We start from the raw sequence: 17,901 nt of genomic DNA, 5'->3' as shown, positions 1-17,901 counted from the left end.
ACCTTGGACGCGCGAGCAGCACCCTCGTCCAAGGTTCCTCCGGCGCACACGATGGATACGCATATGCAAACAAACTCGCTGAAGACCGGTCTCCTAGAGGCCGCAGGCTGGATGTTCTACCTATCACTGCTGATGTTGCTCGCGTTGGCGCTGCCCAGGAGCGTGTTCGACCCCGAGTCGCGCGACTACCTCCTGTTGATCGGCGCTGTGGGCATCTGGCGTTATTCCATGGGTGCGGTGCACTTTTTGCGCGGCACTCTGTTTCTCTATGTGGTGTACCCCTATTACCGCCGCAAGGTGAAAAAACTCGGCAAGGACGCCGACCCTTCTCAGGTGTTTCTGCTGGTCACCAGCTTCCGCATCGACGCGTTGACCACCGCCCAGGTGTACCGCTCGGTGATTCGCGAGGCGATTGACTGCGGTTACCCGACGACGATGGTGTGTTCCATCGTCGAGCTGTCCGATGAACTGCTGGTGAAAAACCTCTGGGCCCGGATGAACCCGCCAGAGCACGTCAAGCTGGACTTCGTGCGCATCCCCGGCACCGGCAAGCGCGACGGTCTGGCCTACGGCTTTCGCGCCATCTCCCGGCAAATGCCGGATGAGAACGCGGTGGTCGCGGTGATCGATGGCGACACCGTGCTCGGCGAGGGCGTGGTGCGCAAGACGGTGCCCTGGTTCAAGCTGTTCCCGAATGTCGGCGGCCTGACCACCAACGAGTTCTGCGAGGTACGCGGCGGCTACATCATGAGCGAGTGGCACAAGCTGCGCTTCGCCCAGCGCCACCTCAACATGTGCTCGATGGCGCTGAACAAGCGGGTGCTGACCATGACCGGACGCATGTCGGTATTTCGCGCCGAGGTGGTCACCAACCCCGCATTCATCGCCGATGTGGAAAGCGATCACCTCGACCATTGGCGCCTGGGTCGTTTCCAGTTCCTCACCGGCGACGACAAGTCGAGCTGGTTCAGCCTGATGAGCCTGGGCTACGACACCTTCTACGTGCCGGATGCGGCGATCAACACGGTCGAGCATCCACCGGAGAAGAGCTTCATCAAGGCCAGCCGCAAGCTGATGTTCCGTTGGTACGGCAACAACCTGCGGCAGAACGCCCGCGCTTTGCGCCTGGGCACCCGCCGCCTCGGCTGGTTCACCAGCCTGGTGCTGTTCGACCAGCGCGTATCGATGTGGACCAGCCTGCTCGGCATTAGCGTGGCGATCATCGCCAGCATCAAGTACGGCGCCGGCATCCTCATCGCCTACCTGCTGTGGATCGGCCTGACTCGCCTGGCACTGACCCTGTTGCTCAGCGTGACCGGCCACCGCATCGGCCCGGCTTACCCGGTGATCCTTTATTACAACCAGATCGTCGGTGCGATGGTGAAGATCTACGTGTTCTTCCGCCTCGATCAGCAGTCTTGGACCCGCCAGCCGACCAAGCTCGAGCGCGGCCTGTTGAGCTTCCAGCGTTGGTTCAACACCTGGTCTTCGCGCTCCATGACTTTTGCTGCTGCCAGCGTTTTTATCGCCACGCTTCTGGCGTTGGTGTGACCGGAACTCGACCGGAACCCTTTTCGAACAGGAAATTGCAACCATGAATACAGCCGTCAACGTCAATGTGGTCCATGAATCGGAAGCCCAGCGGCAACACGCGCGGGTCAAGATCCCGGCCGTGCTGCGCTACCTGACGAAAAACCGTGAGCGCGCCGACCAACCCATCGGCGACATCTCGGCCGGCGGTTTCTGCTTCAACGCCGGCAAGGTGGCGGTGCAGGTCGGCGACTTTCATAAAGGCCGCTTGCAGTTCAAGCTGGACAGCCTCGACCTGGCCATCGATATCGAATTCCAGGTGCGCTCGGTGAATGCCGACGACGGTCGCGTCGGCTGCCAGTTCCATAACATCAAGCCACGCGAGCAGGCCACCCTGCGCTACCTGATCAGCGCCTTCCTCGGTGGCGAACTGGTCAGCGCCGGTGACCTGCTGAGCACCTTGCAGCGGGAAAACTTCACCAAGGCACGCAAGAACGGCGCCGGCGGCTCTGGCATGGGCGTGTTCGGCCGGTTCAAGGCGGTGAGCTTCAGCCTGGCGATCTTCCTGGTCGGTCTGGCCGCCTTCGGCTTTATCTTCAAGTCGATCTACGGCATCTACTTCGTCACCCACGCCGAATCGGGCCTGGTCAACGTACCCAGCCTGCAAGTGACCATGCCGCGCGAAGGCATGGTGCAGAGCCTGCTCGGCCCGGAGGCCATGGTCGAGAAAGGCGCGCCCATTGCCACCTTCTCCGCCAGCATGCTGGAGATGCTCAAGGGTCACCTGACCGACGAGCAAATGTCCCCGGAGAATGTCGAAGAGCTGTTCGGCAAGCAAATGAAGGGCACCCTGACCAGCCCGTGCGACTGCAAGGTGGCCCGTCAGTTGGTTGCCGACGGTCAGTTCGCCGCCAAGGGCGATGTGATCTTCGAACTGGTACCGCAGAACACCAAGGCCACAGTGCTGGCCAGCTTCCCCTACCGCAACTTCGCCCAGGCTCGCCCGGGTAGCCGCGCCAGCTTCTGGGTGGCCGGCGAAGACACGCCGCGCTACGGCAAGATCATCAGCAGCAGCCTGCATGAAGGCGGCCTGTCGGCGGACATTCGCGTGATCATCGAACCGGAGCAGGACCTCAACAGCAGCCTCGCCGGCCAGCCGGTCGAAGTCATCCTCGATCGTGGCCCGTCGTTCGACTGGCTGCTCGACAAAGCCCTGGCGAAAGGTCAATAAGGAGGACTCCGCAATGGCGACTATCGCCCCCCGTCTCATGCATGCCGCGCCCCTGCTGGCGCTTTCCCTGGCCGTGACCCTCGCCGGTTGCGCCGGGCTGCCGGACGAGCGCCTGGCCGCCGAAGCGCTGAAGCGCGGCGACACCAGCATCGCCGAGCAGAACTACCGCCAGCTGGCGGAGTTGGGCTACACCGATGCGCAGGTCGGCCTGGCCGATCTGCAAGTAGCCGGCGGTACGCCGCAAGACCTGGAAAAGGCCGAGCGGACCTATCGCCTGGCCCTGGACGAGTCGCCGCGGGCCAAGGCACGCCTGGGCAAATTGCTCGCGAGCAAAGTGGACGCCAGCCCGGCCGAGCGCCGTGAAGCGGGCGAGTTGCTGAATGACGCCTTCACCGCGGGTGAGCAGAGCAGCCTGTTGCCGCTGGTCATGCTCTACCTGCAATACCCACAGGATTTCCCCGGTATGAACGTTCAACAACGCATCTCCACCTGGCGCCAGCAAGGCCATACCCAGGCCGATCTGGCACAAATCCTCCTCTATCGCACCCAGGGCGACTACGACCAGCACCTGGGTGAAATAGAACAGATCTGCCAAGGCCTGATTGCCGAGGCCGAGGTCTGCTACGTCGAACTGGCCACCGTGTACCAGAAGCAAGGCCAGGCCGACAAACAGAAAGCCCTGCTGCAACGCCTGATGGCGGGCTACCACAGCGCCGTGGTGACCCCGCAGCGGGTGGATGCCGTCGCCCAGGTGCTGGCCGACGCCGAACTGGGCAAGCCGGACGAAGGCAAAGCCCAGGAACTGCTCGAAGCCATCGCCCCGGCCTACCCGGCCGCCTGGGTCAGCCTGGCGCGCCTGCTCTATGACTACCCGGGCCTGGGCGACATCGAGACCATGATGAGCTACCTCGACAACGGCCGCGCCGCGGCACTGCCGCGCGCCGAACTGTTGCTCGGCCGGCTCTACTACGAAGGCAAGCTGGTGCCGCAGGACCCACACAAGGCCGAAGAGCATCTGCGCAAGGCCGCGCCCAGCGAACCCAGTGCCAACTACTTCCTCGGTCAGCTCTACATCCGCGGCTACCTCGGCGACATCTACCCGCAGAAAGCCCTGGATCATTTGCTCAGCGCCGCCCGTAACGGCCAGATCAACGCCGACTTCGCCCTCGCGCAGATGTACTCGCAAGGCAAGGGCGTGATTCCCGATCCGGTCAATGCTTTCGTCTTCAGCCAACTGGCGCTGCCGAAGAACACGCCGCAGGCCACCGAACTGGCCAGCCTGGTCGAACAACAACTGCAACCGGCCCAACGTACCCGCGCCGAGCAACTGCTGCGCGAAGAACGCCAGGTGCGCGGCAACGTCTTGCAAGCCCAAACCTCGTTACAGGCGCAAAACCAATGAACAGGAATTACGCGATGAAACTCAACAGGATCACCGCAGGCCTGGGCCTGAGCGTGTCATTACTCTCCGCCAGCTCGGCATGGGCGGTGCAGATGAGCGACGACAACTTCGGCCTCGACGTCAAGATCACCGCGCAATCGGAAGATGACCGCGACCTCGGCACCCGCGACGGTGGCGACGTCAACGGCATCGGTGTCGACCTGCGCCCCTGGCTGTATGGCCAACGCGGTGACTGGAGTGCCTTCGCCATGGGCCAGGCGGTAGTCGCCAGCGACATCATCGAGACCGATACCCTGGCGTCGTCCGACGCCGACCTGGCCAGCGATGCGCCGGCAGACGACGGCCGCGATCGGAAGAAGAACTACCTGGCCCTGCGCGAATTCTGGGTCGACTACGCCGGCCTCACCGACTACCCCGGCGAGCACCTGCGCCTGGGCCGCCAACGCCTGCGCAACGATGACGGGCAATGGCGCGATACCAATATCGAAGCGCTGAACTGGACCTTCGACACCACCCTGCTGCGCGCCAGCCTGGGTACGGCCCAGCGCTTCAGCGAGTACCGCACCGACCTCGACGAACTGGCCGCGGAAGATGAAGACCGTCTGCATCTGTTCGGCGATATCGAAACCCAGTGGCGCCCGGGACATTGGGTCGGCCTCAATGCCCATCACTCCGACGATGACGGCAAGCTGGCCAATCCCGGCGAACCGATCGACGCCCTGGACAAACGCGCCACCGGCAAACTGACCTGGCTCGGCGTGCAAGCCAACAGCGACGCCTACAACTTCCGCAACCAGAAGCCAGTCAATTACTGGGCCAGTCTCACCTCGCTGACCGGCGACCGTGAAGACCTGACGCGCGGCGTCGACAACGGCCAGGAAATCGCCACCGGCAAAAACAGCGACAACGTCAGCGCCTGGGCCACCGACCTCGGTCTGCGCTTTCGCCTGGACCCCAACTGGCAAGTCGGCGGCGCTTACGCACGGGCCAGCGGTAGCGGCGATGAAGACGGCAACGGCACGGGCAACTATCGCCAGACCGGCCTGCAAAGCAACCGTTCCAACTTCACCGGCACCCGCGCCAGCGTTCATCGCTACGGCGAGGCCTTTCGCGGCGAACTGAACAACCTGCAGTCGGCCACCCTGTTCGGCTCCTGGCAGATGGCCGAGGACTATGACGCCAGCCTGGTCTACCACAAGTTCTGGCGGGTCGATGATCGGCAGCAGATCGGTAGAAGCGGGATCAACGCCCGGATCGATGACCCGCTCGCCGACGACGTCCCGGCGCCCCAGGTCGCCCTGGTGGATGGCGAGAAAGATCTCGGCCAAGAACTCGATCTGGTGGTCACCAAGTACTTCAAGCAGGGCCTGCTGCCCGCTTCGATGAGCGAGGCGATCGACGAGCCGGCAGCCCTGGTGCGTTTTCGCGGTGGCGTGTTCAAGCCCGGCGATGCCTACGGCAGCGACACCGACTCGATGATGCATCGAGCCTTCGTTGACGTTATCTGGAAATTCTGAGGACAGCGCCATGAAGCAACGACCAGGCAAACTCAAACAAGGCTGTGCAGTAGGCCTGCTATGCAGCGGCCTACTGCTCGGCGCGCTGCAGCTGGCGGCGCCCTGGGTGCAAGCGGCGCAAGTGCTCGACAACCCTAATGTGCCGACCAAGGCACTCAAGGAAACCAGCAACTACACGGTAACCAGCGTACCCGTCGAGCAGTTGCATCTGGATGTGCCCAAGCTGCCCGACCTCAGCGGCTACACCGCGGCGGCCGTCGAAGCCAAGATCAAGCGCACGCCCGGCGGCAAGGTCGTGGTGCGGCGCATGTTGCAGCAGGATGCGCTGAAGGACTTCGTCGGCGGCAACGAGCGCCTGCGCGAATGGGTCCAGCGGCAGAACGGCATGCCCCATGCGATCTTTATCGAAGGCGGCTACGTCACCCCGCAGGACATCGCCAAGGCCCTGCCAGACAGTCAGTTCCGCGAGGTCAAGCCGGGCGTCTACCTGGCGCGGCTGCCGATCGTGGTGGCCGAGGGTGCAACCCTGCACGTGGGCAAGGACACCAAGGACCTGCGCCTATCCCAGGAACGCGGCAGCTTCATGGTCAACGACGGCCAGCTGTTCTTCACCGACACCAAGCTCACCGCCTGGCGCGAAGCGGACAACAGCCCGGCCAGCTTTCGCAAGGCCGATGAGTTCCGCCCGTTTCTGGTGTCCTGGGGCGGCAGTGAGCTGTACATCTCCGGCAGCGTCTTCACCAGCCTGGGCTACAGCAACAGCAAGTCCTACGGCGTCAGCATCACCCAGTACACCCCCGGCATGCAGGCCCGCCTCAAGCGTGCGGAACCGACCGGCTGGCTGATCGACTCGGAGTTCGTCGACCACTGGTACGGCTTCTACTGCTACGAAGCCGCGAACGTGGTGGTCAAGGGCAATACCTACCGCGACAACATCGTCTACGGCATCGACCCGCATGACCGTTCCCACGGTCTGATCATCGCCGATAACACGGTGCACGGGACCAAGAAGAAGCATGGCATCATCATTTCCCGCGAGGTCGATGACAGCTGGATCATCAACAACAAGACCTACGACAACAAGCTCTCGGGCATCGTCCTCGACCGTAACAGCGTGCGTAACCTGGTGGCCTACAACGAGGTGTACCAGAACCACGCCGACGGCATCACCATCTACGAGAGTTCGGACAACCTGCTGTGGGGCAACAAGGTGTTGAACAACGCCCGCCACGGCATTCGCCTGCGCAACAGCACCAACATTCGCCTGTACGAGAACATCTCGGCGGCCAATGGCCTGACCGGCATTTACGGCCACATCAAGGATCTCTCGAACACCGACCGCAACGTCGCACTCGACCCCTTCGACACCGAAGTGTCGATGATCGTGGTCGGCGGCAAGCTCGCCGCCAACGGCTCCAGCCCGCTGTCCATCGACTCGCCACTGTCCGTGGAGCTGTACCGCGTGGAAATGCTCGCACCGAGCAAAAGCACCGGCATCAGTTTCGCCGGCATCCTCGGCGAACGACAGGATGAAATTCTCGACCTGATGGTGCGCCGCAAACTAGCCGTACTCATCGACCCGGTCGAGAGTCAGGCCGAACTTCAGGATTGAGGGAATACAACGTGATCAAACGCCACTTCAATTTCCGCCAACTGGCCCTTGCCAGTGCCCTGTTGGGTGCTGCGGGTAGCGCCATGGCCGCACCGCAGTACCAGGTGCAGCGGGTCGGGCCACTGTGTCCGATCGCCCAGGACCCGAGCCAGTACAACACCAAGTACCTGAGCTTCTTCACCGCGCTGGTGCAGGGCCAGGGTGATTGGCTGTTCCGTAGCGGCAACGACCTGCGCACCGATTTTGGCACCACGCCCGCCGGCTATCGCCAGTTCAAGCGCCTGCGCGACACCCTCAAGCGCAAAGGCATCGAGCTGATGGTGGTCTATCAGCCGACCCGCGGCCTGGTCAACCGTCAGCAGCTGACCGCGCAGGAGAAAGCCAGCTTCAACTTCGAGCTGGCCAAGCAGAATTACCTGAAGGCCGTTGCCGAAATCCGCAAGACCGGTATCTGGGTCACCGACCTGTCACCGCTGTTCGACGAACAGGACGTGGACACCGCCTACTACTTCAAGGCCGACCACCACTGGACGCCGGCCGGTGCCGCGCGCACCGCCGAACTGGTGGCCGAAACCCTGAAGCAAATGCCCGGCTTCGACGAAGCGCCGAAGCAGGAGTTCGCCAGCACGGTGACCGGCCTGCTGGGCAAGGCCGGCACCCTGCACAAGACCGCAGCCACCTTCTGCGGCACCACCTACGCCACCGAGTACGTCGAGCGCTTCGAGACCGAGCCGGTGGGCGAAGCCGATAGCGACAGCCTGTTCGGCGACGAGGCCGACCCGAAGGTCGCCCTGGTCGGCACCAGTAACAGCGGCCCGGCCTACAACTTCGCCGGTTTCCTGCAGCAATACAGTGGTGTCGAAGTGCTCAACCGGTCGGTCAGCGGCGGCGGCTTCGACAGCGCCCTGCTGCAATACATGACCAGCAAGGAATTCCACGAAAACCCGCCGAAGATTCTCATCTGGGAGTTCGCCACCCATTACGACCTGGCGCAGCAAAGCTTCTACCGCCAGGCCGTACCGCTGGTGAACAACGGCTGCGAGGGCCGCCCGGCGGTGATGAAGAACAAGGTCACGCTCAAGCCCGGCTCCAACCAGGTCCTGGTCAACGGCGAGAACCAGCCATTGCTGGATCTGCGCGGTGGCGACTACCAGGTCGACCTGACCTTCAGCGACCCCGGCGTGCACAAGGCCAAGGCCACCCTCTGGTACCTGACCGGCCGCCGCGAGAATTTCAAACTCGAGCAGAGCGACCGTGCCCCTACCGACGGACGCTATGTCTTCGAACTGCGCAACGATGCCGATTGGGCCGACCTCAATCTGCTCGCCCTGGACATCCATAGCCCGGAAAACATGCCGGCAAATCTCAGCGTCGAAGCAACCATGTGCAAACGCCCCAGCGCTGGCGACAAAGCCCTCACGGCACAAGCCCAGTGAAGGCAATAGGAGGCACGATGAAACGCCCCATTTGGATACTCGCTCCCTGCCTGATCGGCGCGGCCCTGCTCGCCCAACCGTTGTTCGCCGCCAGCCTGGTGCCGCCGGCCGGCTACTACGCGCCCGTGCAGGTCACCGACAAGAAGGCGCAAGCCTGCCAGGCAACGCCAAAGCCCTACACCGACAAACTGGTGTTTCGCAGCAAATACGAAGGCTCGGGCAAGGCCCGCGCCACCCTCAACACCGACTCGGAGAAGGCCTTTCGCGACAAGACCGCCGCCATCACCGAAATGGAGCGAGGGATCAGCCAGCAGGTCATGCACTACATGCGCGATGGCCAGCCCGAGCTGCTCGACTGCACCGTGCAGTGGCTGAGCGAGTGGGCCGAGGCCGACGCCCTGCTCAGCAGCGATTACAACCACACCGGCAAATCGGTGCGCAAATGGGCGCTGGGCAGTCTGTCCTCCGCCTACCTGCGCCTGAAATTCTCCAAGTCACAGCCGCTGGCCGCCTATCCGCAGCAAACCAAGCTGATCGAAGCCTGGTTCATCAAGATGGCCGAGAACACCGTGCATGACTGGAGCGATCTGCCGCTGAAGAAAATCAACAATCATAGCTACTGGTCCGCCTGGTCGGTGATGTCCACGGCCATCGCCACCGATCGCCGCGATCTGTTCGATTGGGCCGTGGAGCAGTTCCGCGTGGGCGCCAACCAGGTCGACGCCGACGGCTACCTGCCCAACGAACTGAAGCGCAGCCAGCGCGCCCTGGCCTACCACAACTACAGCCTGCCGCCGCTGATGATGATCGCCGCTTTCGCCCAAGCCAACGGCGTCGACCTGCGCAAAGAAAACCAGGGCGCGCTCCAGCGCCTGGCCGAACGGGTACTGGACGGGGTGAATGACCAAGACGACTTCGCCAGCAAAACCGGCGAGAAACAGGACATGGAAGACCTGAAGAAGGACAGCAAATACTCCTGGCTGGCGCCCTACTGCACGCTTTATGCCTGCTCGGCCGACACCGAGGAGCTCAAGCAGGAGATGGGCCCGTTCAAGACCTTCCGTCTCGGCGGCGATGTCAGCCAGGTGTTCGATCCGAAGAAGCCGGACGATAGCTGAGAGCGGCTTTATGTAGGGCGGCTTGTGTAGGAGCCAGCTTGCTGGCGAGCCAGACGCCGCAAAAGCATCGCCAGCAAGCTGGCTCCTACAGGTCCGTGGTGGTTGCACGGAATGTAAGCCTCGGACGATGAAACACCCTCCCGCTCGCGGGGGGAAAGGGGGGCTTGCGAGCCCCGGAAGAGTTGCTACTCAACGGAGATCTACGGATGGTCTTTTCATCCAACGTATTCCTGTTCCTGTTCCTGCCGATCTTTCTCGGCCTGTATTACATGAGCAGTAATCGCTATCGCAACCTGCTGATCCTGATCGGCAGCTACGCCTTCTACGCCTGGTGGCGGGTGGATTTTCTCCTGCTGTTCATCGCGGTCACCCTGTGGAACTACGGTTTCGGCCTGCGCATCTATCGCGCCGGCGTACGCAGCAAGGCGGCGCAACGCTGGGTGATCTGGGGCGTGGCCGGCAACCTGGCGACCCTGGGTTACTTCAAGTACGCCAACTTCGGCGTGGCGAACATCAACAAGGTGCTGGACGGCGCCGGCTTCGAGCCGTTCCTGCTGACCCATGTGATCCTGCCGATCGGCATCTCCTTCTATATCTTCCAGTCGCTCAGCTACCTGATCGACGTGTACCGCGGCGACACCGAACCCACGGAAAACCTGATCAACTTCGCCGCCTTCATCGCCCTGTTCCCGCAACTGATTGCCGGGCCGGTGCTGCGCTACAAGGATCTCGCCGACCAGTTTACCGACCGCACCCACAGCCTCGACAAGTTCTCCGAAGGCGCCACCCGCTTCATGCAGGGCTTCGTCAAGAAGGTGTTCATCGCCGACAGCCTGGCACCGCTGGTCGACCACATCTTCGCCCTGCAAGACCCCAGCACCGGCGACGCCTGGCTGGGCATGATCGCCTACACCGCGCAGTTGTATTTCGACTTCTCCGGTTACAGCGACATGGCCATCGGCCTGGGCCTGATGATGGGGTTCCGCTTTATGGAAAACTTCAACCAGCCCTATATCAGCCAATCGATCACCGAGTTCTGGCGGCGCTGGCACATCAGCCTGTCGACCTGGCTGCGCGACTACCTGTACGTGCCGCTGGGCGGCAACCGCAAGGGCACCTTCAACACCTACCGCAACCTGTTTCTGACCATGCTGCTCGGTGGCCTGTGGCACGGCGCCAACTGGACCTTCCTGATCTGGGGCGCCTGGCACGGCATGTGGCTGACGATCGAACGCCTGTTCGGGGTGAACGCCGCGCCCAAGGTGATCAATCCGCTGAAGTGGCTGTTCACCTTCTTCCTGGTGATGCTCGGCTGGGTGATCTTCCGCGCCGAGAACCTGGACATCGCCTGGCGCATGTACAGCGCCATGTTCAGCCCGGCGATCTTCAGCAGCCAGGGCTGGCAGCTCAGCGAACTGAACAGCGCCAGCATCAGCGACCTGCAGGTTGCCACCCTGGTACTGGCTTATGCGGTCATGGCCTTTTGCGGCTTGCGCCAGTTCTACCGCCACAAGGCGCTGGATGCCCGCGCCGATGGGCCGGCGACCGAGCTGTCGCGCATGGTCAAGGCCGTGCCTGGCGATGAGCAGGGGCTGACCGTCGGCAGCGGCGGTGTGCTGGTGCAACAAGCCACCTGGAGCGCCGCCATGCCGCGCTACCTGGTACGTGGCGCGTTGCTGCTGCTGTTCTGCGCCTCGGTATTGAAGCTCTCGGCGCAGAGCTACTCCCCCTTTCTTTATTTCCAATTCTGAATGAGGCCGAGCATGACGCGTCCATTACGCAAACTCTACGTCGCCCTGTTCCTCGGCGTGCTGACCCTGCTGCTGCTCTGGTCCATGCGCGGGGTCCTGAGTTACCAGGCCCCCAACCAGTTCAGCGTGCTCGACGGCAACCTGGCAAAGACCTTCGAGAGCCATTACGACAAGCAATTCCCGATCAAGCAGATCGGTATCAACGTCTGGGCCGCGCTGGACTTCCTGCTGTTCAACGAAGGCCGCCCCGGTGTGGTGATCGGCAAGCACGACTGGTTGTACTCGGATGAAGAGTTCAAGCCGGTGGCCGATGGCCAACAGCACCAGCGCGACAACCTGGCGCTGATCCAGGGCGTACGCGAGCAACTGGCGCAACGCAATGTGCTGTTGCTGCTGGCGATAGTGCCGTCGAAGTCGCGCCTGTACCCGGAGCACGTCGGCGACAACCGCATCAGCAGCCAGCGCGAGGATCTCTATCAGCGCTTCCACCGCGAGGTGCGTAGCGCCGACATCGCCGCGCCGGACTTGCTCGCCACCCTGCGGGCCGAAAAGAACAGCGGTCAGCTGTTCCTGCGCACCGATACCCACTGGACACCACTGGGCGCGGATCTGGTCGCGCGCCAACTGAGTGAAACCGTAAACCGCTCGCTCGCCCTGAACGGCGAAGCGCAGGCATTCGTCACCGAGGCGACCAAACAGAAGCCACTGCTGGGTGACCTGACCAGCTTCCTGCCACTGGCGCCGCTGTTCGAGCAGCTGATGCCCGAACCCGACCAGTTGCAGCAGTACCAAACCAATGCGGCAGACGCGGCCGGCGGCAGCGATGCGCTGTTCGCCGACAGCGACATCCCGGTGGCACTGGTCGGCACCAGTTACAGCGCCAACCCCAACTGGAATTTTGCCGGTGCCCTGCGCCAACACCTGCAACGCGACCTGAGCAACCACGCCGAAGACGGCCAGGGGCCGATCGTGCCGATGCTCAAGTACCTGCAGAGCGACGAATTGAAGAACGCCGCGCCGCAGTTGGTGATCTGGGAGTTCCCCGAACGCTACCTGCCGATGGCCAACGACCTCAGCAACTTCGATCCGGCCTGGATCGCCGAACTTAAAAGCAACAGCAGCAAGCAACGCCTGGCCAGCAGCACCAGCCATTGAATCGGCCCTGCGCTGGAAAGGCTTCACCCGAACATGATCAACAGATCATTTTGTTAAACCACATGGAGATTTACCCATGAACAGACAAACCAAATGCAGCTGGACGTCCTACGCCTGTGCCATCGCCCTGAGCCTCGGTGCCCTGCACGCCCACGCCGGTGAAGGTGGCCTCTACGCCCCAACCGCGCCCAAGGGATCGACCTTCGTCCGCGCCTATAACGCCGGCAACAGCGAACTGAGCGTCAGCGTCGGCAACACCGACCTGCGCGACATCGCTCCGCTGGGCTCCAGCGACTTCAGCTTCCTCCCGGCCGGCAGCTACAGCGCCAAGGTCGGCAGCAGCAGCCTGCCAGTGAAACTCGACGCCGACCGCTACTACACCCTGGTCAACCAGCCGGGCGCGGAACCCAAGCTGGTGGAAGAAGCCGCATTCGCGAACAAGCAGAAAGCCCTGCTGCGGGTGCAGAACCTGTCCGACAGCACGCTCAGCCTGAAGACCGCCGACGGCAAGGCCGCGGTGGTCGACAAGGTCGCCCCGGATGGCAACGGCGAGCGCGAAGTCAACCCGGTCAAGGTCAGCCTGGCGCTGTTCGACGGCGAGAAGAAGATCAGCGACCTCAAGCCCGTCACCCTGGCGCGCGGCGAAGTGGTCAGCCTGTACATCACCGGCAGCGGCAGCCAGCTCTCGCCGGTGTGGGTCAAGCGCCCAGCCAAGACCGACTAAACACCCGGACAACAGCCAAGATCGGCAATAGACCGACATGCAAACAGCGCCTTCATGAGGAGGCGTTTTGGAGTGATGCCCCCAGAGCTGTTCGTTCAGCCTGGGTAACCGGGCAAACCCGCCAACGGGCGGGACACGTCCAACCAAATGCATAAACGCTTTAGGAGTACCAACATGATTCCAGTAATTCTTTCCGGCGGCAGCGGCTCGCGTCTTTGGCCCCTCTCGCGCAAGCAGTACCCCAAGCAGTTCCTCGCCCTCACCGGTGAAGACACCCTGTTCCAGCAAACCATCAAGCGCCTGGCCTTCGACGGCATGCAGGCGCCGGTACTGGTATGCAACAAGGAACACCGCTTTATCGTCCAGGAACAACTGCACACCCAGCAGCTGGCCACCCAGGCGATCCTGCTCGAACCCTTCGGCCGCAACACCGCGCCAGCGGTGGCCATCGCCGCCATGAAGCTGCTCGCCGAAGGCCGTGACGAACTGCTGCTGATCCTCCCCGCCGACCATGTGCTCGAGAACCAGCAAGCCTTCGAGAACGCCCTGGCGCTGGCCAGCAAGGCCGCCGAAAAAGGCGAGATGGTGCTGTTCGGCATCCCCGCCATCCGTCCGGAAACCGGCTATGGCTACATCAAGTCGGTGGCCGACGCGGCGTTGCCTGAAGGCGTGATTCGCGTGCAGTCTTTCGTCGAGAAACCCGATGAAGCCCGCGCCCGTGAATTCGTCGCCTCGGGTGACTACTTCTGGAACAGCGGCATGTTCCTGTTCCGCGCCAGCCGCTACCTGGAGGAGCTGAAGAAACACGACGCCGACATCTACGACACCTGCCTGCTGGCACTTGAGCGCAGCGAGGTCGAGGGTGACGTCATCAATATCGACGCCGCCACCTTCGAGTGCTGCCCGGACAACTCGATCGACTACTCGGTGATGGAAAAGACCACCCGCGCCTGCGTGGTACCGCTCGATGCCGGCTGGAACGACGTCGGCAGCTGGTCGTCGATCTGGGACGTGCACGAAAAGGACAACAACGGCAACGTCACCAAGGGCGATGTCATGGTGCACAACAGCCGCAATTGCCTGGTGCACGGCAACGGCAAGCTGGTCTCGGTGATCGGCCTGGACGACATCGTGGTGGTGGAAACCAAGGACGCCATGATGATCGCCCACCGCGACCACGTGCAGGACGTCAAGACCGTGGTCAACCAACTCAATGAGCAAGGCCGCAGCGAAACCCAGAACCATTGCGAGGTCTACCGGCCGTGGGGCTCCTACGACTCGGTGGACATGGGCGGGCGCTTCCAGGTCAAGCATATCTCGGTCAAACCGGGCGCCACCCTGTCCTTGCAGATGCACCACCACCGTGCCGAACACTGGATCGTGGTCTCCGGCACCGCCGAGGTGACCTGTGGCGAAAATGTGTTCCTGCTTACCGAAAACCAGTCCACCTACATTCCGATGACCGCGGTGCACCGCCTGAGCAACCCCGGCAAGATCCCCCTGGAAATCATCGAGGTGCAATCGGGCAGCTACCTCGGCGAAGACGACATCGAACGCCTGGAAGACGTCTACGGCCGCAGTGAGGCTGCCCCGCTGAGCATCGCCGCCCGCTGAGTCGACCTTAACCCCGCAGCAAACAAACGCCGGCCCTTGCCACAGCAAGGGTCGGCGTTGCTGTTTCCGGCCTGCGCCAGCACGGCGCATGTCGCCCCAGCCTTGTGTAGGATAAGGTCCTGTGTTGTCCACCAAGGCCCACCCCCTATGTTATTCGGCGCGATACTGGTTCTGAGCTGGCTGATCCTGCTGATCCGCTACCCGAGCAAAGCCCTGCCTATCTCCCTCGTCGCGCTGATCGGCCTGGGCCTGGTGGCCAGCTGGGTGCTCTGGCAGGAAAGCCGCGAGACGCGTCACCTGGCGCATCTGCAATTACGCCTGGTCTACGACCCGCAAAACTGCCCGGCCAATCGCCCGCTGGCCCTGACCCTGCAGAACGGCAGCAGTGCCGCGCTGCTCGAACTGCGCTGGCAGATCGCCGCCTACCGCCCCGGCGACAGCGTCAACCTCGCCGAACGCCTCTACGAATCGCCCCGCTACAGCGGCCCCGGCGAACTGCTGCCCGGCGCCACCTGGCAGGACTGCCTGCCCCTGCCGACCCTGCGCAGCGGCTATCGCGCCAGCACCCTGGAGTTCCGCGCCGAACGCCTGCAAGGCAGTTTCAGTCGCTGATCCACCCTCTCAACCCCACAAGGATGCCCGCATGACCCAGCCCACCGTCCTGATCACCGGATGCTCCAGCGGCATCGGCCGCGCCCTGGCCGACGCCTTCAAACAGGCCGGTTATCAGGTGTGGGCCACAGCCCGCAAGGAGACCGACCTCGCCACCCTCGGCGCGGCCGGGTTTACCGCGGTGCAACTGGACGTCAACGACGGCCTGGGCCTGGGCCGACTGGCCGAACGCATGCAGGCGGAGATCGGCGGCCTGGACGTGCTGATCAACAACGCCGGTTACGGCGCCATGGGGCCGCTGCTCGATGGCGGCGTCGAGGCCATGCGCCGGCAGTTCGAGACCAATGTGTTCGCCATCGTCGGCGTGACCCGGGCGTTGTTTCCCCTGCTGCGGCGCAACAAGGGCCTGGTGGTGAATATCGGCAGCGTCTCCGGGGTTCTGGTCACCCCCTTCGCCGGCGCCTACTGCGCCTCGAAAGCCGCGGTGCATGCCCTCTCCGATGCCCTCCGTCTGGAGCTGGCACCCTTCGCCATCGAGGTGATGGAGGTGCAGCCCGGTGCCATTGCCTCCAGCTTCGGCGCCAATGCCAGCCAGCAGGCCGAGCAGTTGCTCGATGAGGCCTCGCCCTGGTGGCCGATCCGCGAGGGGATTCGCGCCCGTGCCCGCGCCTCCCAGGACAACCCCACACCCGCCAGCCACTTCGCCCGCGACCTGCTCGCCGCCGTGCAACGCGGCAAGCGCCCGCGCCTGCTGCGCCTGGGCAATGGCAGCCGTGCCCTGCCGCTGATGGCGGCACTGTTGCCGAAAAGCCTGCTCGAGGCTGTACTGAAAAAACGCTTCGTGCTGAACCGGAGCCTCTGAATGCAGCCCTCGACCGATCTGACGCCAAGCCCTGCCGCCGTGTCCATGGCCCGCCTGGCCCTGGCGGGCGTGGCGGCGGTGATCGTGCTCAATCTGCTGCTGCGCACCTTCGTCAGACTCGGCGGCCTGCTGACCACCCTGCTGATTGCCGCCACGGTCGCCGCGGCCATGGCCCTCTGGTTTGCCGCTCGCCAGCGCCGCGCGCCACTGCCCAGCGAACGGCGACACCTGGTCTGGCTCTATGGCGGCGTCCTGGGGCTGCTCTATCTCGGCCTGCTGGCCATGATGGCGCTCAAGGACGAGCCCAGCCCGATGGGCATCCTGCTCCTCGCCCTGCATTACCTGTGCTACCCGCTGTTCGCCCACGTGTTGTTCTCCGCGCGGATTTTCCCCAGGCAGCGTTAGCACGCCTGCCGAGGGCCACGCGGTCAACCACAGCAGCTTCTATGCTGACTAGAGTGCCTTTCCCATCAGCCGCTCAATAGGCCATCGCGTATGCGCATCGCACTGCTGGCCCTGAGCCTGATGCTGTTCGGCTGCGCCACCGCGCCGGCCCCGCCTGCGCCCGCGGGCGAGTGGCGGAGCGTCCATGTGGTCAATCACGGCCTGCATACCGGGCTGGTGATCGCCCGCGCCGACTTGCTCGAAGTCCTCCCCGGATTGGCCGAGACGTTCGACGACGGCGACTTCATCGAACTCGGCTGGGGCGACGAGGCGTTCTACCGCGCCGCGCAACCCACCTTGGGCCAGACGCTGCAGGCGTTGTTCTGGCCGACCGCCAGCGCGTTGCATGTGATCAAGATCGCCGGAGACCCTCGGCGGCAGTTCGCCGGCCGCGAACTCATCGAGGTACGGCTGGCCGAGCATGGCTACCGGCAACTGCTCGGCTTCGTCGCCGCGCGCTTCGCCCGCTCGGCGCAGGGCACCTTGCTGGTACTCGGCCCGGGCCAGTATGCCGAGAGCCGCTTCTACCAGGCCGAGGGCAGTTACACCCTGCTCTATACCTGCAATACCTGGGTCGCCGAGGCGCTGGTCCGCGCGGGTTGCCCGCTGACCAGCGCCTCGGCGGTAACCGCGGGCCAGGTCATGGCCCGCCTGCGCCGGGCGACGACGGCCGGCGCGGCCTGCCTGGCCGCGCCCTGAGGCACGCAGGGCCGGCGGCCATACCCGGTTGTTTTAAGCCTGTTCCAAATGGGCATAATCGCGTGTACGTCCCTCGACTATCGTCATGGATATCAGCCTATCGCGCAGCGTCATGCTGTCTGGCGCTCACGGCCAGCACAGTGCCAGAGTCTTCGCTTTACTTGTGCAAGCAGCCGCTGCGCGGGTTGTCGACC

The 17,901-nt window shown here is 63.6% G+C and carries 15 protein-coding genes; all 15 read left to right on the top strand.

Annotation, left to right across the window (positions count from 1 at the left end):
- The first annotated feature begins 63 nt into the window (after positions 1-63).
- The 15 genes from alg8 (at position 64) to G9C89_RS09870 (ending at position 17,707) form a co-directional block, all read left to right on the top strand.
- Entirely contained in the window at positions 64-1,551 is a 1,488-nt protein-coding gene (gene alg8, locus G9C89_RS09940) for a mannuronan synthase (protein ID WP_256674161.1), read from the top strand.
- Between the two features lie 43 nt (positions 1,552-1,594).
- Positions 1,595-2,761 carry an alginate biosynthesis protein Alg44 gene (locus G9C89_RS09935; protein ID WP_172147711.1) on the top strand — a complete coding sequence of 389 codons (1,167 nt, stop codon included), beginning with the start codon at positions 1,595-1,597 and terminating at the stop codon, positions 2,759-2,761.
- Between the two features lie 13 nt (positions 2,762-2,774).
- Positions 2,775-4,163, top strand: coding sequence for an alginate biosynthesis TPR repeat lipoprotein AlgK (algK, locus tag G9C89_RS09930; RefSeq protein ID WP_172147710.1), 1,389 nt, complete (start codon positions 2,775-2,777; stop codon positions 4,161-4,163).
- 14 nt (positions 4,164-4,177) lie between these two features.
- Positions 4,178-5,680 carry an alginate export family protein gene (locus G9C89_RS09925; RefSeq protein ID WP_172147709.1) on the top strand — a complete coding sequence of 501 codons (1,503 nt, stop codon included), beginning with the start codon at positions 4,178-4,180 and terminating at the stop codon, positions 5,678-5,680.
- A 10-nt stretch (positions 5,681-5,690) separates the two neighbouring features.
- Entirely contained in the window at positions 5,691-7,292 is a 1,602-nt protein-coding gene (gene algG / locus G9C89_RS09920) for a mannuronan 5-epimerase AlgG (RefSeq protein ID WP_172147708.1), read from the top strand.
- A gap of 11 nt (positions 7,293-7,303) precedes the next feature.
- Complete coding sequence (locus tag G9C89_RS09915) at positions 7,304-8,728, top strand: alginate O-acetyltransferase (protein ID WP_390623788.1); 1,425 nt, start codon at positions 7,304-7,306, stop codon at positions 8,726-8,728.
- Positions 8,729-8,745: 17 nt separating this feature from the next.
- On the top strand, positions 8,746-9,846 hold the full coding sequence (locus G9C89_RS09910) for a mannuronate-specific alginate lyase (protein ID WP_172147707.1): 1,101 nt from the start codon (positions 8,746-8,748) through the stop codon (positions 9,844-9,846).
- Positions 9,847-10,052: 206 nt separating this feature from the next.
- Positions 10,053-11,597: an MBOAT family O-acyltransferase gene (locus tag G9C89_RS09905; protein ID WP_172147706.1), complete on the top strand. Its 1,545-nt coding sequence runs from the start codon at positions 10,053-10,055 to the stop codon at positions 11,595-11,597.
- Between the two features lie 12 nt (positions 11,598-11,609).
- Positions 11,610-12,752, top strand: a complete 1,143-nt coding sequence (locus G9C89_RS09900; protein WP_172147705.1) for an alginate O-acetyltransferase — start codon at positions 11,610-11,612, stop codon at positions 12,750-12,752.
- Between the two features lie 76 nt (positions 12,753-12,828).
- On the top strand, positions 12,829-13,476 hold the full coding sequence (locus tag G9C89_RS09895) for an alginate O-acetyltransferase AlgF (protein ID WP_172147704.1): 648 nt from the start codon (positions 12,829-12,831) through the stop codon (positions 13,474-13,476).
- Positions 13,477-13,650: 174 nt separating this feature from the next.
- Positions 13,651-15,090, top strand: a complete 1,440-nt coding sequence (locus G9C89_RS09890; RefSeq protein ID WP_172147703.1) for a mannose-1-phosphate guanylyltransferase/mannose-6-phosphate isomerase — start codon at positions 13,651-13,653, stop codon at positions 15,088-15,090.
- A gap of 147 nt (positions 15,091-15,237) precedes the next feature.
- The gene (locus G9C89_RS09885) at positions 15,238-15,702 is read left to right on the top strand and encodes a multidrug transporter (RefSeq protein WP_172147702.1); all 465 of its coding nucleotides are present in this window, start codon (positions 15,238-15,240) and stop codon (positions 15,700-15,702) included.
- Positions 15,703-15,733: 31 nt separating this feature from the next.
- A complete protein-coding gene (locus G9C89_RS09880; RefSeq protein ID WP_172147701.1) occupies positions 15,734-16,564 on the top strand; it encodes an SDR family oxidoreductase in 831 nt (276 codons plus the stop codon).
- A complete protein-coding gene (locus G9C89_RS09875) occupies positions 16,565-16,969 on the top strand; it encodes a hypothetical protein (RefSeq protein ID WP_256674160.1) in 405 nt (134 codons plus the stop codon).
- Positions 16,970-17,059: 90 nt separating this feature from the next.
- Complete coding sequence (locus G9C89_RS09870; protein WP_172147700.1) at positions 17,060-17,707, top strand: DUF2459 domain-containing protein; 648 nt, start codon at positions 17,060-17,062, stop codon at positions 17,705-17,707.
- The last annotated feature ends 194 nt before the right edge of the window (positions 17,708-17,901 follow it).

It is taken from the genome of Pseudomonas tumuqii, from assembly GCF_013184545.1.
Classification (GTDB): domain Bacteria; phylum Pseudomonadota; class Gammaproteobacteria; order Pseudomonadales; family Pseudomonadaceae; genus Aquipseudomonas; species Aquipseudomonas tumuqii.
The sequence above is the reverse complement of the archived record's forward strand: the minus strand, read 5'-3'. Positions and strand labels throughout refer to the sequence as shown.

What these genes read in the sequence shown, in the direction of transcription:
- alg8 (WP_256674161.1), top strand. Translation starts at nt 64, where the DNA reads ATGCAAACAAACTCGCTGAAGACCGGTCTCCTAGAGGCCGCAGGCTGG.
- G9C89_RS09935 (WP_172147711.1), top strand. Translation starts at nt 1,595, where the DNA reads ATGAATACAGCCGTCAACGTCAATGTGGTCCATGAATCGGAAGCCCAG.
- algK (WP_172147710.1), top strand. Translation starts at nt 2,775, where the DNA reads ATGGCGACTATCGCCCCCCGTCTCATGCATGCCGCGCCCCTGCTGGCG.
- G9C89_RS09925 (WP_172147709.1), top strand. Translation starts at nt 4,178, where the DNA reads ATGAAACTCAACAGGATCACCGCAGGCCTGGGCCTGAGCGTGTCATTA.
- algG (WP_172147708.1), top strand. Translation starts at nt 5,691, where the DNA reads ATGAAGCAACGACCAGGCAAACTCAAACAAGGCTGTGCAGTAGGCCTG.
- G9C89_RS09910 (WP_172147707.1), top strand. Translation starts at nt 8,746, where the DNA reads ATGAAACGCCCCATTTGGATACTCGCTCCCTGCCTGATCGGCGCGGCC.
- G9C89_RS09905 (WP_172147706.1), top strand. Translation starts at nt 10,053, where the DNA reads ATGGTCTTTTCATCCAACGTATTCCTGTTCCTGTTCCTGCCGATCTTT.
- G9C89_RS09900 (WP_172147705.1), top strand. Translation starts at nt 11,610, where the DNA reads ATGACGCGTCCATTACGCAAACTCTACGTCGCCCTGTTCCTCGGCGTG.
- G9C89_RS09895 (WP_172147704.1), top strand. Translation starts at nt 12,829, where the DNA reads ATGAACAGACAAACCAAATGCAGCTGGACGTCCTACGCCTGTGCCATC.
- G9C89_RS09890 (WP_172147703.1), top strand. Translation starts at nt 13,651, where the DNA reads ATGATTCCAGTAATTCTTTCCGGCGGCAGCGGCTCGCGTCTTTGGCCC.
- G9C89_RS09885 (WP_172147702.1), top strand. Translation starts at nt 15,238, where the DNA reads ATGTTATTCGGCGCGATACTGGTTCTGAGCTGGCTGATCCTGCTGATC.
- G9C89_RS09880 (WP_172147701.1), top strand. Translation starts at nt 15,734, where the DNA reads ATGACCCAGCCCACCGTCCTGATCACCGGATGCTCCAGCGGCATCGGC.
- G9C89_RS09875 (WP_256674160.1), top strand. Translation starts at nt 16,565, where the DNA reads ATGCAGCCCTCGACCGATCTGACGCCAAGCCCTGCCGCCGTGTCCATG.
- G9C89_RS09870 (WP_172147700.1), top strand. Translation starts at nt 17,060, where the DNA reads ATGCGCATCGCACTGCTGGCCCTGAGCCTGATGCTGTTCGGCTGCGCC.